Below are 18,709 nucleotides of genomic sequence, written 5' to 3'. Positions count from 1 at the left end.
CATGGCTATTCAATTTACTGATTTCTCCTTTAAATATTGGGCGCTTGAAAAGCCAACACTAAAAAATATCAACCTCACCATTAATACTGGTGAGAAAGTCGTGATTGTTGGTCCTAGTGGTAGTGGTAAATCAACATTGGGACAATGTCTTAATGGTCTCATTCCACATGCAATTAAAGGTGATTGCTCAGGAACACTCACCATTAATCAGCAAGATACTCAAAAAATGGGCCTTGACCACTGTACAAGTATGGTTGGTACAGTATTACAAGATACTGATGGTCAGTTTGTTGGATTAAGTGTCGGCGAAGACATCGCTTTTGCGCTTGAAAATCAAATGATCCCACAAAAAGAGATGCACGAGATTGTTCAAGCAACGGCTGACATGATTGATTTGAACGCAATCATTGATCACTCACCATTTGATTTAAGTGGTGGTCAAAAACAGCGAGTGTCACTTGCTGGCGTTATGGTTGATGATGTTGATATCCTCTTATTTGATGAACCTTTAGCAAGTCTTGACCCTAAAACAGGCAAAGCAGCAATAGAAATCATTGATAACCTGCATAAAGATACAGGCAAAACAGTAATTATCATTGAACACCGTTTAGAAGATGTTCTCCATCGTCCTGTTGATCGCATCATTATGATGAATCGTGGTGAAATTGTCGCAGATATGACGCCTGACGAATTATTAGCAAGTACGGTGCTTGAGCAGCACGGTATTCGTGAACCTTTGTATATTTCTGCTATTAAAGCGGCGGGTTGTACACTTTCAAAAGAGGATCACCCCGCTTATTTCTCTACCCTTTCGCTAGATAAATTTAAGCCACAACTAGAGCAATGGTTTCATCAGGTTGCGCCAGTACAAAAGCCTGAGCTTAGCGAAGTATTATTGAGCGTGAAAAACTTGTCTTACTCCTATGATGGCGTAAAAAACACCCTTAATGATGTTAGCTTTGATGTCCATAAAGGCGAATTTGTCTCTATTATGGGAAAAAATGGTTCGGGCAAGTCAACTATCACCCGTTTAATCATGGGTGTATTAGAGCAAGATAGCGGTACTATTTCGTTAAATGGTGATAATCTCGCCAATTGTTCTATCTTTGAACGCAGCCATAAAATTGGTGTTGTATTACAAAACCCCAATCATATGATTTCACATCACATGATTTTCGATGAAGTCGCATCTGGGCTTCGTAACCGTGGTGTTGACGAAAATATAGTAAAAGAAAAAGTTAATCACATGCTTGAGCTCTGTGGCTTAGGTCGTTACCGTGAATGGCCGATTGATGCACTGAGTTTTGGCCAAAAGAAACGTGTAACTATTGCGACTATGCTTGTGTTAGAGCCTGAACTGTTAATCCTTGACGAGCCAACAGCAGGACAAGACTACCACCACTACACCGCAATGATGGCATTCATTAAAGAGCTAAATGAAAAGCTTGGTATTACCATCATTATTATCTCGCATGATATGCATTTAGTACTGGAATACACACAGCGCGCCATTGTTATTGCTGACAGCCAATTGCTAGCAGATGACAGTGTCTACCGTATATTTAGCCTGCCAACCCTACTTGATAAAGCTAACTTAACAGTGACAAGCCTTTACACTTTAGCTGAGGCTATGGGCATTACACGTATCGACAACTTCATCCGTTGTTTTATTGAGCACGAAGCAAAAACGAAATAATCATGAAAACCAATAAATTCAAATTTGGTATTAGTTATATTAATACCCATTCATGGCTACACTCGCTAAACGGTATTACTAAACTCATTCTCTTTATGGCTTGGGTTACCATGGTATTATTGACGTTCGATCTACGTGTTATTTGTGGATTGATTATTTTAGGTCTGTTCTTACTTAAAGAAACCAAAATACCTTTTAAGGTTTATAAACCGTTACTCATGGGTACAGCTGTCGTTTTACTGATGAACGCATTATTTATGTTCTTGATTGCGCCGCAGCAAGGCACCGATTATATGCACAGCAAAACCGTTCTGATCCATCTCTTTGGTCATTACGATATTACGCTTGAAACATTGTTTTACTTGTTAACAGTGACACTAAAATATTTCAGCATGTTCCCGATCGCATTGGTGTTTGTGTTCACCACTCATCCAACAGAGTTTTCCGCTAGTTTAAATAAACTAGGTGTACCTTATCGTGTTGCTTATGCTGTGAGCTTAACTTTACGTTATCTACCAGAAGTGATGAAAGACTTCACCAACATTATGCATGCTCAACAAGCACGTGGTGTGGATATTTCAAAAAATGCACCCGTGATGACACGTATCCGTAATGTAGCAAAGATTCTTGGCCCATTAATTTTTTCAAGCCTAGATCGTGCAGATGTCATTTCCAATGCAATGACTTTACGGGGTTTTGGTCGCAATAAAAAGCGTACTTGGTACAGTTTAAAACCAATGACTAAAAATGATTTCATTGCTTTAGTCATTATTGTAGCAATACTTGGTTTTGGTATTTTCCACCGCGTTGAATCCACCAGCTTATTTTGGTATCCGTTCCACTAATTACTTTAGTGTTGCATTATCAATTACCAGCAAAAAAAAGCCGATCATGAGATCGGCTTTTTAGTATCTATACAAACTATAATTTTTAACCTTGTGATTCTCGCGCTAATCGACGCGCTTTTTGACCTCGAATCACCAAGATAATACCAGCAATAATAAATGGAATACTTAACAGTTGACCTGTATTAAGCACCATATCTGTAGAATAGTCAGCCTGATGGACTTTAATAAATTCTAATAAGAAACGTACTGTCATGACTAATACTAAGAACCAGCCTAGTAGTAGCCCCTTATACTTTCCAATATCTGTTTTACGGTAGAGCGCAAACAATAAAACAAAGATGGCTAAATAAGAGAACCCTTCGTACAACATGACAGGGTGACGCGGGATCATATCAACACGCTCAAAAATAACTGCCCATGGAAGATTACTCGGTGTACCTAGAATCTCTGAATTAAAGAAATTACCCGTACGAACAAAGAAGCCGAACAATGCTGTTGCGATGGCTAAACGATCAAGTAACCACATAAAGTTAATTTTGTAGCGCTTAGTATAGAAGTAGACGGCTAGAATTACACCCAAACCACCACCGTGACTCGCTAACCCGCCGTTCCATACCGCAATAATCTGACCTGGGTTCGCCCAGTAGTAGTCTGGATCGTAAAACACGACATGAAATAAACGCGCGCCGACAATAATACCAACGACGGCGTACATTAATAATGAATCTAGACTTTCTACTGGCTTATCTTCACGTTCATACACTGACTTCATAACTTGGAAACCAGCGGTAATTGCTAACGCAAATAACACACCATACCAATGAATCTTCAAACCGAAGATTGACACCATAACGGGGTCGACATTCCAAACAAAATGATCCAACGAGGTAACCTTCTCAGTAACATAGTGCCCAAACAAGATGGACGACTTACAATAAGCACAGGTTAGCAAGAAAAATCACTGTGGTGAATAAACGTTAGCTTAATTTAAGAAAATTTAATTCTATAAATCAGATTATAACTATCAGAATGAAAAATTAGAGCGATATAAAGAAACAATTTCGGCCTTTTTTCTTACTTTCATATAATGCATTATCTGTTCGCGTCATTAATGTTTCAACGTCATCATCATCGTGAGAAATAGCTGCACCGATGCTTAAAGAACAATAAATTTCATCACCTTTATATCGAAGAATTGTGTTATTAACCGCATGACAAATTTTAAACAACATCTGTTCAACTTCAGGCACATTTATTTGCTGAGTAATAATAGAAAACTCATCACCCCCAAGACGGAACAATTTATCTTCTTTTGCTAATAAACCATGGACGATCGTTGCAACATGAATTAAAGCTTGATCCCCAAAAACATGTCCATAGTTATCATTAATTGACTTAAATTTGTCAATATCAATACTTATCAGTGTAAATGTTGTTTCTCGACTAAACATTTTATCGATATACTGATTAAATGAGCGTCGGTTTCTTAATTTAGTTAATACATCTCTATTAACAAGAAATTGTAACTCTTTCGTTTTTAGCTTTAATTGAGCCTCAATTCTTTCTTTTTCACCTCGTTGAAAAGCAACGATAAAATAAACTAGAACAGAAATAATAACACCAGCGCAAGCAATACCGATTAACACCCATAAATCTTGTTCTTTTTTCTCGTTAGCCTGCTTAAATTCAACGAGCCATACTCTATTTGGCAACGTTACTTTTCTCGTCAGTATCGTTCCCTTTGTTAAATCCCAACCTTTGCTCTTGTACATAATTGGAAAGTCTCTAGAACCGATACCTGTATCAATAATTCTAATTTTACTATGGATACCATTGAGCGAGTGTTGAATAACTGAGTTCATATAAACAGTTAGATCAACCACACCAACAACAACACCTATCATCTCATTGTTATCAAGATTAAAAACAGGATAATCAATCAGCAATCCTCGCTTATCTTTTTTATTATGTGTATCAGATGTAACAGAGTTTTTATTTAGTTCGCCATTTTTAATTGATGCTAGCGTATCAGAAAGAATAGAAACGCTGTCTGATACATTAGGCTGCTTTGTTGTTCTTATATTATCGAAAAAATGCTGCGTGCGATGACTGATAGAATAATATCCAAGTATTTCTAAATTATATTTAGTTCTTGGATAAATATCAGTAACAACATAAATATCAGACATACCAGAAAAGTTACCATTAAATTTAAACTTTTTATTTTTAGTTATTGTATAAATATTAAAATTTGAACTAGTATGACGTTCCGATTTTATAAAATCATCTATATTTTCAGGCGTCACTTTTTGAAGCCATTGAAGGCTCATTAAACTTTTTGAACTTCCAACAACCTCTTTGGCAAAGCGGTCAAAATTACTCCAATTTGAAGGCGAACTTGATTGAAAGAAGTTAGCAGCCGATCCAATAAAATCAATATCGCTATTTACTTGATCTCGCAGCAAATCAGCTTGACGAGAAGCCGCTGACTCTAATACTGCCTGCTGATTATGATTTTGTATATCATTGATTACACTAACTAAAATCACAGTCAGCACTAAAACTATCATTGATACAATAAGAGGTACCATTTTTAGTCTTGTTACTGATCGTAAGTTTAAGTAAGGCAAAATCAATATTCCTAGTATGGTTAATTACGACATTTTACATTATTTTTATTTTATGCAAATAGTAGATTCTGGGGTTGATTAAAGAGTAAACAATTCCACGCTAATAATAAGATCGAAATCGAATGTAATATGCCATAGTCTGTAAATGAAAGACTAGTAAAGCCGTTAACACGTTAGATAAATTAAATTAGCCTTTATTACTACTCTCTTTTTCTAAATAAAAACAGTAATTGAATATATATGCTATAGCTTATAAAGGTCTCTTTATTATAAAAATAAATACAAGGATTAATTATGATACGATTTTTCTTTATCAGCTTATTTCTTTCATCTGCTGTATATGCCTTACCTTCTTTGCATCACAACGATTACTCACTTGATTTTCACAATAAATACGGTACAGATGGCCTACTTATTTCAAGTCCTAACATTCAATTTATTTACAAAGAAATCGATGAACAATGCTATAAAATTGTAAGAGATCGTAGTGCTAGAATTTATTGGGCACAGGCTAACTATGAAAAGTGTACATAAAAAAGTAAAGCAATCTAAAATGCTTTAACTAAAGTACACTTTTATCTCTAATCTAATAAACTACTGTTGTATACCGCAATGTTGATGCTTACTATCACATGCGTAAGATGATGCCTCAATTTGTACTGTCACATGTTCAATTTCAAAGTGATCATGAACATAATGTTTAATTTCATCAGGTAAACCTTGCCCCTCAGCATACTCATCAACAACAAGGTGAACTGTCATGGCATTTTCAGTAGTACTCATCGGCCAAACATGTAAATCATGAAAAGTATTAACATGCGGCAACTCTGCTAAATAGGTTTTTAATGCTGATATATCAACGTTGTTCGGCACCGCATCTAATGAATAATTGATTGAGTCTTTTAGTAAGCTCCACGTACCTATTAAAATTACCACGACAATCGCTAAGCTCATCGCAGGATCTAACCAATCCCACCCAGTAATATTTATAATCAAAGCGGTAATAATCACACCAAGAGAGACAGCGGCATCACCCGCCATATGAAGGAAGGCCCCTTTCATATTTAAATCATGCTTTTGTCCTTTGGCAAATAACATCGCTGTCGCAGCATTGATGATCACACCAATAAAAGCGACCACCATGACTGTACTACCAGCCACAGGGCGGGGCTCAGAAAATCGTTGCACCGCTTCCCATGAAATTGCTCCAAGCGCAAACAACAATAATAGCGCACTAGCTAATGAAGCTAATATTGTCACTTTACGGAACCCATAGGTTCGCTGCTCGGTTGCCGCTTTTTTTGCTAATGCAAAAGCTCCCCATGCCAATACCAAAGTAACAACATCGCTAAGGTTATGCCCTGCATCTGCGAGTAATGCTAGAGAATCAGTAATAAAACCATAAGTCGCTTCTACAATGACATAAAGAAGGTTAAGTACAATCCCTATTGCAAAGGCGGAGTTGTAATTTGAAACATGGTGTTCATGTGAATGCGCCATTAGCCGTTTTCCATTATTTTAATTTCTATTAATTTTACTCTTTCTATTAAAAATCACATGCAACCTGATATTACAGATGTAAAAAAAGCAGCCAACGCTGCTTTTTATCACTTTCTATTTCATGTGTTGTGTCTGTCTACAACGACAATACAATTATTCGGCTTCTACCGTCGCAGATTCATCACCACGAAGGTTGATCTGTAATGCTTGTAAAAAGTTACGTAGCACCTGATCTTTACACTCACGGTAGTGTTTATGATCTAGCTTACGGAAAAACGCACTTAATTCATGCTTACTTAAACGGAAATCCACCAGCTTAAACAAATCTAATACATCATCTGCTTTTAGGTTTAAGGCAATTTGCAGCTTACGGAAAATAATATTATTCGTTAGCTTTTGCTCTGGTACTGGTTGTGGACCTTCTTTCTTGCCACGCTTTTGATTGATAAAGCCGTTAAGAAACGTTGCAAATTCTTCATCTGAACAGCTTTTGTAATCGTCATTGTCTTCTGGCTTTAACCAGTTACATACTTGCTCACGAGTTACAGTTGCATCTGCTTGTGCAAATATTTCAATTAGTTGGCTATCATTTAAATCAAAGATGTAGCGTACACGGCGTAAAATATCGTTATTAGTCACAGTTTTTCCAGTTTAGTAGGCTGCCCCTTCATGGGGATTACAGCTAAGTTTTGGCAGATACTAGCAGATGTTGCAGGGTTATTCACTTGCATTGATCAAAGATGACACATCTACCGTTGCTATCATCGCTTTAGTTAATGGGTTCTTCTCACTAGTGATTAAGAGTTTATTATCTTTATACCAATGCACAGCTTCCCACTGTGAATAAATTCTTAAACGCTTATATTTGGCTGTTGACCAATCCAATTGATTGTTATTCACTTTGACTAACCAAATAAAGGAATAACCTAAAAAGATGTCTTTACGATAGCCTAATAACGCAAGTGTTGAGGTCTTAGCGTTATAATCAGCACTGGTAATGAGTCCTTCTGTTAAATAATCCCCAACCGGTGAAACCGTCTGGTTAGATTGAGTCGTACTGAGTCGATATAAGTTGGTATGCTCATTTTGCCAATTTTTACTAAATAGCCATAATTGATCCCCCACAACCGTTATCGCTTCACTATCAAAATTATGTTGATACGTTTTACCGGGTTTAAAGTCTTTAAAACGGTAACGAATAGTCGTGATAGGCGTGACTGACGAGCCTTTTTTAAGTGAAGCGAGTGGTACTTTATAAATCACACCGCCATCACGGCGTGTTGAGTTATTCCCTGTGTCACCAATGTATAAATAGTCTTTACTTTGCGCTAAATCTTCCCAATCGTAATTTTTACTGCGTTTGACCGTTACCGTTTTTGTGACTGTTTGAAAATTAGAAGATAGTTGATAAATCTGATTTCGGCTGCCGCTGTCATTATGTGACCATACATGCCCATTAATAATCGCCAGACCTGATGATTCATTTAAAACTTCAGGCAAATTTGCCAACACATCAACCTCTAAAGGCTTACGTACTGAATACGTAGACGCTGAACTACAACCTGATAAACCGAGTAACACTACCATCAGATAGATGTTTTTTTTAAATATATCCGCCACTGACACTAACCTATTAAATTTAAAATGCGTGATTACTTAGCGTGCTTTTATTACCGTTAGCTTGTTATTGGAAACCACAAATATTGCCTCAAACACAGCACAAATAGCACTTACCAGCCATACTTAGAGAATTAGTTTTTAGTGTACGCTGACATTTAGCACTTAATATATTGATATGCGAGATATTATGCTGATACGACTATTAATGCTCAGTTTTCTTTTGGTGGTCTCTATTCCCACTTATAGTAGCAGTGATAAAAAGCCGCCAGCACTCGTATTGCCTGACGTTTTACAACCTGAACAAACAAAAAATAAAAACACGCCAATACCTTTTACTCGTACAGGCCCCACAATTCAAGTCGCAATCTTACTTGATGCTAGTGGCTCTATGGGAGGGTTAATCAATCAGGCAAGAGAGCAGATTTGGTCAATTATCAATGCTATTTCAACAGCCAATAAACATGATCACCCTGTTACATTACAAGTTGCATTGTTTGAATATGGTGTTGAACATCAATCAAAATATGATGGTTATTTACGTCTACTCTCCCCACTCACGTCCGATCTTGACCAATTTTCAGAAGCACTATTTGCAATAAAAATTGGAGGGAGTAAAGAATATGCGCCACAAGTGATTCAAGAAGCAGCAAACCGATTACAGTGGAGCGAACATCAAGACGATCTCCGTTTGATCATCATTGCGGGTAATGAAGAGTTTCAACAAGGAGATATTCCGATTAGCCATGCTATTCCATTGGCAGCAAGTAAAGATATCATCGTCAACACCTTATATTGCGGCCCCCATTTAAAAGGCCGCAAATTACAGTGGGCATCTGCTGCACTGTTGGGACATGGTCATTATTTAAATATTGATCATAAGAAAAAAGCGCCTCATATTGAGACCCCTTACGACGACGATATTATCCTACTAGGTCGAAAGCTTAACGACACTTACATCGGTTATGGTGCAAAAGGGGCAACTAAGAAAAGCCAGCAAATTGCTCAAGATAACAATGCATCAAACCTTTCTAAATCCAGTAGCACAGAGCGCAGTATTGCCAAAGCAGGAAAACAGTATAAAACTCAAGATTGGGATTTGATTTCGCTCGCTCAAGAAAATTTAGAGCAAGGTGTAACGTACGCCAAAAAAGATCAACAGCATTACCATGGATTAAATGATCAACAAATCACCGAAAAGCTTAAACAACAAATTGCGCAAAGAGTACAACTGCAACAACAAATTTCGTCGTTAGAGCAAAAAAGAAAAACCTTCATTAAACAATCAAAAAATGAGAATACAAAGCCGAAAGATGACTTGGGTAATGCGATTATTTTAACCATACAGGATCAAGCTAAATCAAAAGGCTTTAGTTTCCTATGAATGTCCGACTAAAAAGGCTGTTATTACCTTTATGGGTATATCTGGCTTTACTCTTTACTTCCAGCACTACTTTAGGCTTAGCACTGTCGCCGCTTACAGGCCCAACTTACACGGGCGATCTTAGTGTCCTTGAAAAAAAACGTGTGTTGAGAGTATTAGTCTCCGCTGATTTAGGTTTTTATTATATTGAAGATGGTCTGCCTAAAGGCATCATCGCTGAATTACTTCATCACTTTGAATTAGATATTCATAAAACTTATCCAAAGCTTAATATTCAAGTGATCCCTGTACATCGAGATCAACTCATCAAATTCTTAATTGCTGGACATGGTGATCTTGCCGTTGCCAATTTAACCATTACAGAGCAACGCAAAAAGCAAGTCGCGTTTAGCGAGCCTGTACTTAGCAATATTTCAGAAGTTATTATTAATAATATTGATTCACCTGAAATTACCAAAATAGAACAACTCAGCGATCAAGAAATCTGGGTAAGAAAAAGTTCGAGTTACTATCAGAGCCTGCTTGAAGTCAATAATCGTCTATTACTCCAACGCCTTGCGCCAATGAAGATCCACTTTATAGAAGAAACACTGCAAGATTATGAGTTGCTGGAAATGGTTAATCTCGGATTGATGAATATGACCGTTTTAGATGATCATAAGATGAAAATATGGAACAAAATCTTACCTAAATTACGTATGAATTCTGCTTTCGTTTTAAGAAAAAACGGTGAAATAGCATGGGCGATGAGAAAAGATAATCCTAAATTAATGAAATTGGTTAATAGGTATATTGAACAAATAAAGTCAGGGACGTTATTAGGGAATGTTGTTTATAACAAGTATTTAGATAATCAAGGTTGGATAACAAACCTATTGAGTCATAATAATATTGATAAAATGGAGAAACTTTCTGATCTGTTTTTTAAATATTCAACGGAATATGATTTCGATTACTTAATGATGATGGCTCAGGGCTTCCAAGAATCAGGGCTTAATCAACATAAAGTTTCAAATAAAGGTGCCGTTGGCATCATGCAAGTTCTACCAAGTACGGCAAGAGATCGATATATAAATATTCCTAACATTTATATCTCCAGTAATAATGTTCATGCGGGTATAAAATATATGCGCTATATCCAAAATAATTACTTAAATGATAACCGCCTAACTTTTGATAATAAAATATATATGACACTCGCCTCTTATAATGCTGGTCCTGGCAATATAAGAAAAATGCGCCGTTATGCAAAGGAAAAAGGCTACAACCCTGATATATGGTTTAATAATGTTGAAATTATCACAAGGAAGCACATAGGCAAACAACCTATTGTCTATGTTACGAATATAAATCGTTATTATATTGTCTATAAGCAATTAATGCGTTTAAAAAAACACCGAGAGAAAAGTATACGACCTTTTGTACCACCCTACCGGTTTAACGCCCCAACCATTCTAGAATAAGTATTCTTACTTACGTTGAACCGTCTTTAACTTAGACGTTCAACGTAAGTTAGCCTTCCATGCATTATTTTGACTTTAGGCTTTTATTCAGTCTTGTTTCATTGCGCTGATCGTGTCGATGGAAGTACCATAGTTTACGATTTTTAGAGGATTTTTTCATCGTTTCTATTCCACTAAATTATCACGAATATAATATTTTCTTTCGTAAGATAAATGAATATTAAGCGCAGCATTGAATCATATTTACAAAAATCTGAAATTTATTTATCTAAAATATTATTTTCCATATTTAATGAACACAATTAAAAATAACATTTGATATACACACAAACTACAACTGTCTATTTAATCAACGAGTTTTTAACGACTATCCTACTGTTATATTTTAAAAACTCTGAATAAAGCATTTTTCAATCATATTACAGGTGAGATTCAGCTCACAGTTATACTAATTTAGTATATTGATGAGAGACTCATTTAAGCGTATAACGACACCCCTGTAACTACAGGGCTCTTTCGAAGAGCAATCGTTTGCCGCAATCGTCATTGATCTAAGCACGTAATAATGACAGAAAATTACGCTACTAAAAAAGTGAGATATTGGTCACTTTTAGTAAGAAAGAAATGTTTAAACATAAATACATTGATCGACAAGAATCACACTGAGAGCAACCAAACATGGTCTATCTACATTTCGTTTTAGGGTTAATCGTTATAGCTGCCCTAGCACTTGTTGCAAGTAATAACCGTAAAAACATCAAGTACAGATATATTATTCAGCTACTGCTTATTGAAATGGGATTAGCCTACTTCTTGCTTAACTCCTCAATGGGTACAGGGATCGTTAAAGAGTTTGCTGATGGATTTAATGGATTACTGAACTTTGCCGCAGAAGGGACAAATTTCGTATTTGGTAACCTATCTAACAATGATGGCTTTAACTTCTTCTTAAGTGTTCTAATGCCAATCGTATTCATTTCAGCACTGATTGGTATTCTTCAGCACATCAAAGTTTTGCCATATGTCATCAAAGGCCTTGGATATTTATTATCAAAAGTTAATGGCATGGGTAAACTTGAATCCTTTAACGCTATTAGTGCCTTAATGGTCGGTCAATCTGAAAACTTCATCACCTATAAAGATATTCTCGGTAGAATGTCTGAGCGTCGCATGTACACGTTAGCGGCAACAGCCATGTCAACCGTATCGATGTCTATTGTCGGTTCTTACATGAAGCTAATCGATCCTAAATACGTGGTTGCAGCCTTGTTTCTAAACATGTTTAGTACCTTCATTATTCTCTCTATCATTAACCCATATGACCACGAAGCAGAGATGAATATTGATGAGATGATGGCGGCTGAAAGTGGTGAGAAACTGACGTTCTTTGAAATGTTAGGAGAATATATTCTTACTGGTTTTAAAGTCGCGGTTATTGTAGCGGCAATGCTGATTGGTTTTATCGCACTAATTTCAATGATTAATGCCGGCTTTGATGCTGCATTCGGTATTAGCTTCCAAGATGTTATTGGCTACGCTTTCTATCCATTTGCATGGATCATGGGTATCCCTGCCCATGAAGCCCTACAAGCAGGTAGTATCATGGCAACCAAGCTTGTTGCTAACGAATTTGTAGCAATGCTGTCGCTACAAAAACAAGTAAGTGAATTAACACCGCACACCGTAGGTATTGTTTCTATCTTCCTTGTGTCATTCGCTAACTTTAGCTCTATCGGTATTATTGCTGGGGCTGTTAAAGGGGTTAACGAAGAAAAAGGTAATATGGTGGCACGCTTTGGTTTACGTCTACTTTACGGTTCTACCCTCGTTAGTTTTCTATCAGCGTTAATCGCAGGCATCATGATCTAATCGCTGCTATTGCCATTCCCCTTTTAAAGTGCCAGTCCTTTATAATATAAAGGCTGGCATTTTTTACATATTAAGTTCTCCCCTCACCCTCCTAATCTTTAAATTGAGAATTTAACTTTCATTTTCAGTTATTTGATTTGTATGATGAATGTATAGAATTGTGCCACTCATCACATAAAATTCGAATTCACGAACAATGTCCTGAGCCTATTAACTTAATAAATATGATTTTGAGGCTTATATGTCGGATAAAACCGTCTCTGGTGCTGAACTAGTTGTTGAAACTTTAAATGCACATAACGTTCCACACATTTTTGGTATTCCAGGTGCAAAAGTAGATGCTGTTTTCGATGCTGTTTGTGATAACGGACCAGAAATCATTATTTGTCATCATGAACAAAATGCGGCGTTTATGGCAGCAGCAACAGGGCGTTTAACGGGTAAAGCAGGCATTTGTTTAGCGACTTCCGGTCCTGGCGCATCAAACCTTGTAACAGGCGTTGCAACAGCAAACAGTGAAGGTGATCCTGTGGTTGCACTTGCAGGTGCTGTACCGCTTTCTATGTATTCTCACAATACTCACCAATCCATGGATACTCGTTCCCTATTTAATCCTATTACCAAGTTTTCAGCAGAAGTAATGGATAGTAGCTCGGTATCTGATGTTGTACATAAAGCTTTTCGCATTGCAGAACAACCTACGCAAGGTGCAAGCTTCGTTAGCTTACCGCAAGATATTCTAACTAATCGTATTCCTTACCAGCCAGTACAACAGCCTAATCCAATTTTGTTTGGTGGTGCTCACCCACAAGCTATTCGTCAGGCGGCTGATCGCATTAATGCCGCAAAAAATCCGGTTTTATTACTGGGTATGGATGCGAGCCAGCCTTTTGTTACTGATGCCATTCGCCAACTACTCAAACAAACACCAGTTGCAGTTGTAAATACATTTGCCGCAGCTGGGGTTATTTCTCATGATTTATACAACTGCTTTTTAGGTCGTGTAGGCTTATTTAAAAACCAGCCTGGTGATATTGCATTAAACAGTGCAGATTTAATCATTACCATTGGCTACAGCCCCATTGAATACGATCCTATTCTTTGGAATAAAGATGCAAATACACCAATTATTCATATTGGTTATCAACAAGCTGATTTAGAAATTAGCTATAACCCTGTTTGTGAAGTTGTGGGTGACTTAGCGGTGTCTGTTACGTCTATTGCTTCTGAATTAGATAAGCGAGAATCATTAGAAAGTAACCAACAAATCCAATTATTACGCCACGATTTACAACATATAATGCAAATGGGTGTAAATAAGACCTCTTCAAACGGTGTTCACCCACTTCGTTTTGTTCATGATTTACGTCGCTTTGTTAGTGACGACACCACTGTATGTTGTGATGTAGGCTCTATCTATATTTGGATGGCACGTTACTTCCACAGCTTTGAACCTCGTCGTTTATTGTTCAGCAATGGTCAACAAACATTGGGCGTCGCTTTACCTTGGGCCATTGCAGCTTCCCTACTTCACCCTAATGAAAAAGTCATTTCCATGTCTGGTGATGGTGGCTTCTTATTCTCATCAATGGAATTAGCCACGGCCGTTCGTCATAAATGTAATATCGTTCACTTTGTTTGGACAGATCACAGTTATGACATGGTTAAGATCCAACAGCTTAAAAAGTATGGTCGAGAAAGTGCTGTCAGCTTTATGGGGCCTGACATTGTTAAGTACGCAGAAAGCTTCGGCGCACATGGTTTAGCGATCAATACTGCCGATGATATAGAGCCTGTTATGCGAAAAGCTATGAGCTTAAGTGGCCCAGTATTGGTCAACGTCAATGTTGATTATAGCGATAACAGTCGCCTACTTGATCAACTTCACCCATGCCAACAAGATTAATAGGAGCTTCACATGAGTGCTGAAATACATAACAAAACGTTCTACCAAACCTCAATGATGAGTGCATTAATTGCTGGTTTATATCAAGGTGATTTCACAATTGGTCAGTTATTAGATCATGGTAACTTTGGTATTGGTACCTTTAACGATCTTGACGGTGAAATGATCGTAATGGGTGATGAAGTTTACCAGCTTACAAGCACAGGCGATGTTCATCTTGTTGATCACGATATCACCACGCCATTTGCTTCGGTTGTTAACTTTGAGCCAAAAGCAAAACTGAGTTTAATTGAACTAAGTAAAAAAGAATTTGAAACATGCTTAGAGCAAGGTTTACTCGCTCACAACGCGATTAATGCCATTCGTTTAACAGGTAAGTTCTCGTATGTGAAAACACGTACTGTACCTGCTCAGCACCGCCCTTATCCACCTATGGTTGAAGTTGTTAAGCATCAACCTATTGCTGAAATGACGCATGTTTCAGGTGTGATGATTGGCTTTAAAATACCTGATTATATGATTGGTATTAATGTACCTGGATTCCACTTTCACTTTATTAGTGATGATCGTACTCAAGGTGGCCATGTGAGTGACTTTATTCTCACAGAAGGTAATGTTGAAGTTGAAATATTTAAAGATTTCCACCTTCGTATGCCCGCATCACAAGAGTTTGATCGCGCAGATCTTCATCCTGAAGATCTACAAACTGCGATCCATGTAACTGAGAAATAAAATTTAAAATATTAGGTATTCCTTAAAGAAAAAAGGAGCGTTTATTAATGCTCCTTTTCTTTTATCTCTTATTTTTCATACAGCCTAAAGTCACTCTGATCAAATGCCCATGTTTGCGCAGGATTGCCAGGTAATGAAACGGTAATTTCCTTCTTATTATTCGTAATTGTTGGGATATCGCTACAATTACCAAACTCAGAAGTCATTAAAGGCAATGAGTTCTGTCTCGCCACAACATACATAAACATTGCAGGACATGCCGTCCCTCCGGTCGACAACCATACTAAACTCACTTTGCCATTATCAATTGGGAATTCTTTTTCTATCCCCAAATCCACGTATTCTTCTGACGTATAAATTTTATTACTATCCAAATATAAACTAGCGGCATCACCATCAGTGCTCTTGGTAAAAATTAATGGCTTAGATTGTGGGGCTCGTTCAAATTTAGGCTGAAAATATTGGCTTTTATCCGAATAGGTCAATATTGCACCATTCAAAGTTATCTTTTCCCCAACCTTATCCATAATAAATGGTTCATTGGTTCCATTAATAAGCAGTTCATAACGATGACCGTCTGGCGTATCTAACCAATAATTCAAAGTCGCATAATTTAACTTGCCTGTTAACGTCGTTGGGATCATAGATTCAAGCTCAGTCGCATTCACATTTGTAGCTGCAACGGTACTAAGCAATAAGAGGGATTTTAAAATAAACCGTGATTTTTTGAACATCGTTAAGCCTTCCAATGACATAGATACAAGCAGCAGCAAAATTCCACCACCATACTACGTTATATTACGCTTTAAAATGCTATATTTAATGATATAAATCAAAAGATTAACTACCGCATAAAAAGCATCGATTGCTTATATTTTATGAGCAGATATTGATATATGTATGAAAAAACCTGACTCATTCACCAAACGGCAATTCATCAGGTTATTCATTGTTAATTATAAATAGGTTTAGCTGACCATTAATCCATTTTGGGTCACCACCTGCTGGGTTTCTACTTGGTACTCTTTCTCTTTTACTGTCGAAATAAAGTGCCACGTTGAAAGTACTTGCTGATGATCAATATCTAAACGAATGAAACCGCGTTGTTTTAAATTAACCCATTGAAGCTCAGAAACTAATTGCGGTAGGACAAATTCCATTTGCCCAATAGTTTTCAAGTCTAACCCTAAATATTTCTCTAATCCGGGAGAGGTCACCGAGCTTGTCGCAAACTCAACCCCCACTCCCTTCCCTTTATGATCACTTAATTCACTACACCAAGCATTGTGGCTATCGCCTGCTAGTGTAATAAGCTGTTTATTTAACGTTGTCGTCACACCGTATAGCCATTCACGTTCCATATAAAACCCGTCCCAAGCATCTAAATTATATGGCAGTAAATATGGGTCTGAACTTGGATCTGCTAAATACGCACTAATGGCATTCTGTACCGCGTTCATCGCAGCAGGTTTATTTGCATCAGTTGCCTGAAATAATTGAAATAGCCCCATCATGACGCTACTTGGCATTTCAATCTTACCCATTAAGACTTGTTGTCCTAACAGTGACCATTTCGCCGTATTCGTTGTCATACGCTCACTGAGCCATTGCTTTTGATCACTGCCGAGCAACTTGCGTTCAGGAGCGCGCGCCTGTTGAATTAACCCAGAGATAGATTCAATCGATGTATCTGTCAGTGAAAAGTAATCAAGCGGTTCATCTCGTGCGACAACGCGGGTATCTAACATATATAAGTCAAACAAATCACCAAAGCTAAAATCTCGATAGGTGATCATAGAAGAAACAGGGTTTTCTCTAACAGGTAACCATTCTAACCAAGCTAATGCAGCTGCAGCTCGACGTTGAGAAAAATCACCTTCTTGTTGTTGATGATTCTCAGCCCCTTCTCGCCATGTATCATTGGCTATTTCATGATCATCCCAAATAGCGATCATTGGTAACGCCGCATGTAACGCTTGAAGATCACTGTCACTACGGTATTGCGCATAACGTTTGCGATAATCATCTAAAGTAATGCATTCAGACTCTTTACTTGGAATGCGATTTAAACGTTGTGCATCTTCAGTAGCATACTGCCCAGCCCCATATTCATAAATATAATCGCCTAAATGCAGGACTGCATTGATAGGTGAAGTTTGGTGCTGTTTAACTATTTCTCGATACACATTAAAGTAACCAGCAGGAAAATTAGAACATGACACGACAGCAATAGACGCTTTATCTAGCTCACCTTCAGCTAAAGTCTGAGTCTGACCTACAGGACTTAACGTATCATTTGCTTCAAAACGATAATAATAATGTTGATTAGATTGTAGATCGTTAACATCTACCTTTACTGTAAAATCTTTTACGCTATCAGTCGTAACCTCACCTGACGCAACAATCTGCATAAATTGTTCATCAGTCGCGACTTGCCATTGAACGTTAATTAAGCGTGCGTCTGTCGTAATACGCGTCCAAATAATAACGGCATGTTGTAAAGGATCACCACTAGCAACTCCGTGATTAAAGCCAACCTTAACTTTCGATTTTTCTTGTTGTTCATCATTACTATTACACCCTGTAAGCGAAGTAATCATCGCTGCTGATGATAGTGCTTTTACAAATCCTCGACGTGATAACGACATATCTATTCCTTTAAATACAATGACTGGTCAAACCAGAAGGAATATCGCATGTCTTTATGACGTTTTTGTTTGAGGAAGATGTAACTTTTATTAACAAAACACTCAAAACGTACACGATAGCAACAAAAAAATACCCCTAAGGCATTCCATTATTACCTATCAGTAAAAGTAATTTGACGTTTATGGTTATTATCATCTTAGATGAAATAAATATAATACCTCCCATCGAAGAAAAGTACGATTTTGAAAAAAAGATCCTGCTTTAGCTCACAAAACTTGTATTTTGATGAATTTAATTGTCTTATATCAAAGAAATTCATCTAGTAAATGATAGAGCACGCCATTCCATATAGGCATGCTCACAAAATAATAGAGTAGCAACGGATTAGCTCATTAATTTTATGATGGTCAAACCA

14 protein-coding genes are annotated in these 18,709 nt (G+C 37.3%); 7 read left to right on the top strand and 7 right to left on the bottom strand.

From position 1 onward, the window contains the following. The first annotated feature begins 1 nt into the window (after position 1). Together BTO08_RS03955 and BTO08_RS03950 are read left to right on the top strand one after the other, a co-directional pair. Complete coding sequence (locus BTO08_RS03955) at positions 2-1,696, top strand: ABC transporter ATP-binding protein (protein WP_105059985.1); 1,695 nt, start codon at positions 2-4, stop codon at positions 1,694-1,696. A gap of 2 nt (positions 1,697-1,698) precedes the next feature. Beyond that, the gene (locus BTO08_RS03950; protein WP_105059984.1) at positions 1,699-2,541 is read left to right on the top strand and encodes an energy-coupling factor transporter transmembrane component T family protein; all 843 of its coding nucleotides are present in this window, start codon (positions 1,699-1,701) and stop codon (positions 2,539-2,541) included. Positions 2,542-2,626: 85 nt separating this feature from the next. Here the strand turns inward: BTO08_RS03950 and lgt are convergent, their stop codons facing one another. The 5 genes from lgt to BTO08_RS03920 form a co-directional block, all read right to left on the bottom strand. Further along, positions 2,627-3,427 (bottom strand): prolipoprotein diacylglyceryl transferase, encoded by an 801-nt coding sequence (lgt, locus tag BTO08_RS03945; RefSeq protein WP_045153565.1) that lies wholly within the window; start codon positions 3,425-3,427, stop codon positions 2,627-2,629. A gap of 154 nt (positions 3,428-3,581) precedes the next feature. After that, the gene (locus tag BTO08_RS03940; protein ID WP_242446233.1) at positions 3,582-5,135 is read right to left on the bottom strand and encodes a sensor domain-containing diguanylate cyclase; all 1,554 of its coding nucleotides are present in this window, start codon (positions 5,133-5,135) and stop codon (positions 3,582-3,584) included. A 633-nt stretch (positions 5,136-5,768) separates the two neighbouring features. Then, positions 5,769-6,674, bottom strand: coding sequence for a cation diffusion facilitator family transporter (locus BTO08_RS03930; RefSeq protein WP_105059981.1), 906 nt, complete (start codon positions 6,672-6,674; stop codon positions 5,769-5,771). Positions 6,675-6,827: 153 nt separating this feature from the next. Next, complete coding sequence (locus BTO08_RS03925) at positions 6,828-7,313, bottom strand: DUF1456 family protein (protein WP_105059980.1); 486 nt, start codon at positions 7,311-7,313, stop codon at positions 6,828-6,830. A 78-nt stretch (positions 7,314-7,391) separates the two neighbouring features. Continuing rightward, positions 7,392-8,294 carry a hypothetical protein gene (locus BTO08_RS03920; RefSeq protein WP_242446232.1) on the bottom strand — a complete coding sequence of 301 codons (903 nt, stop codon included), beginning with the start codon at positions 8,292-8,294 and terminating at the stop codon, positions 7,392-7,394. A 205-nt stretch (positions 8,295-8,499) separates the two neighbouring features. Here BTO08_RS03920 and BTO08_RS03915 point away from each other — a divergent pair, with 205 nt between their 5' ends. From BTO08_RS03915 to budA, 5 genes are all read left to right on the top strand, one after another. Further along, the gene (locus BTO08_RS03915; RefSeq protein ID WP_242446231.1) at positions 8,500-9,675 is read left to right on the top strand and encodes a vWA domain-containing protein; all 1,176 of its coding nucleotides are present in this window, start codon (positions 8,500-8,502) and stop codon (positions 9,673-9,675) included. After that, entirely contained in the window at positions 9,672-11,138 is a 1,467-nt protein-coding gene (locus tag BTO08_RS03910; RefSeq protein WP_105059978.1) for a lytic transglycosylase F, read from the top strand. The genes BTO08_RS03915 and BTO08_RS03910 overlap by 4 nt, the downstream gene beginning before the upstream one ends. Positions 11,139-11,816: 678 nt before the next feature. After that, positions 11,817-13,007 carry a NupC/NupG family nucleoside CNT transporter gene (locus BTO08_RS03905; RefSeq protein ID WP_105059977.1) on the top strand — a complete coding sequence of 397 codons (1,191 nt, stop codon included), beginning with the start codon at positions 11,817-11,819 and terminating at the stop codon, positions 13,005-13,007. Positions 13,008-13,248: 241 nt separating this feature from the next. Further along, positions 13,249-14,913, top strand: a complete 1,665-nt coding sequence (gene alsS / locus BTO08_RS03900) for an acetolactate synthase AlsS (RefSeq protein ID WP_105059976.1) — start codon at positions 13,249-13,251, stop codon at positions 14,911-14,913. Positions 14,914-14,925: 12 nt separating this feature from the next. Then, on the top strand, positions 14,926-15,645 hold the full coding sequence (budA, locus tag BTO08_RS03895) for an acetolactate decarboxylase (protein WP_105059975.1): 720 nt from the start codon (positions 14,926-14,928) through the stop codon (positions 15,643-15,645). 68 nt (positions 15,646-15,713) lie between these two features. Here budA and BTO08_RS03890 read toward each other — a convergent pair whose 3' ends face one another. Then, positions 15,714-16,379 carry a hypothetical protein gene (locus tag BTO08_RS03890; protein WP_242446230.1) on the bottom strand — a complete coding sequence of 222 codons (666 nt, stop codon included), beginning with the start codon at positions 16,377-16,379 and terminating at the stop codon, positions 15,714-15,716. A gap of 234 nt (positions 16,380-16,613) precedes the next feature. Next, the gene (locus tag BTO08_RS03885) at positions 16,614-18,293 is read right to left on the bottom strand and encodes an alkaline phosphatase D family protein (RefSeq protein WP_105059973.1); all 1,680 of its coding nucleotides are present in this window, start codon (positions 18,291-18,293) and stop codon (positions 16,614-16,616) included. Between the last annotated feature and the right edge of the window lie 416 nt (positions 18,294-18,709).

The organism is Photobacterium angustum, assembly GCF_002954615.1.
Classification (GTDB): domain Bacteria; phylum Pseudomonadota; class Gammaproteobacteria; order Enterobacterales; family Vibrionaceae; genus Photobacterium; species Photobacterium angustum_A.
This window is presented reverse-complemented; position numbering and strand designations above follow the sequence as displayed.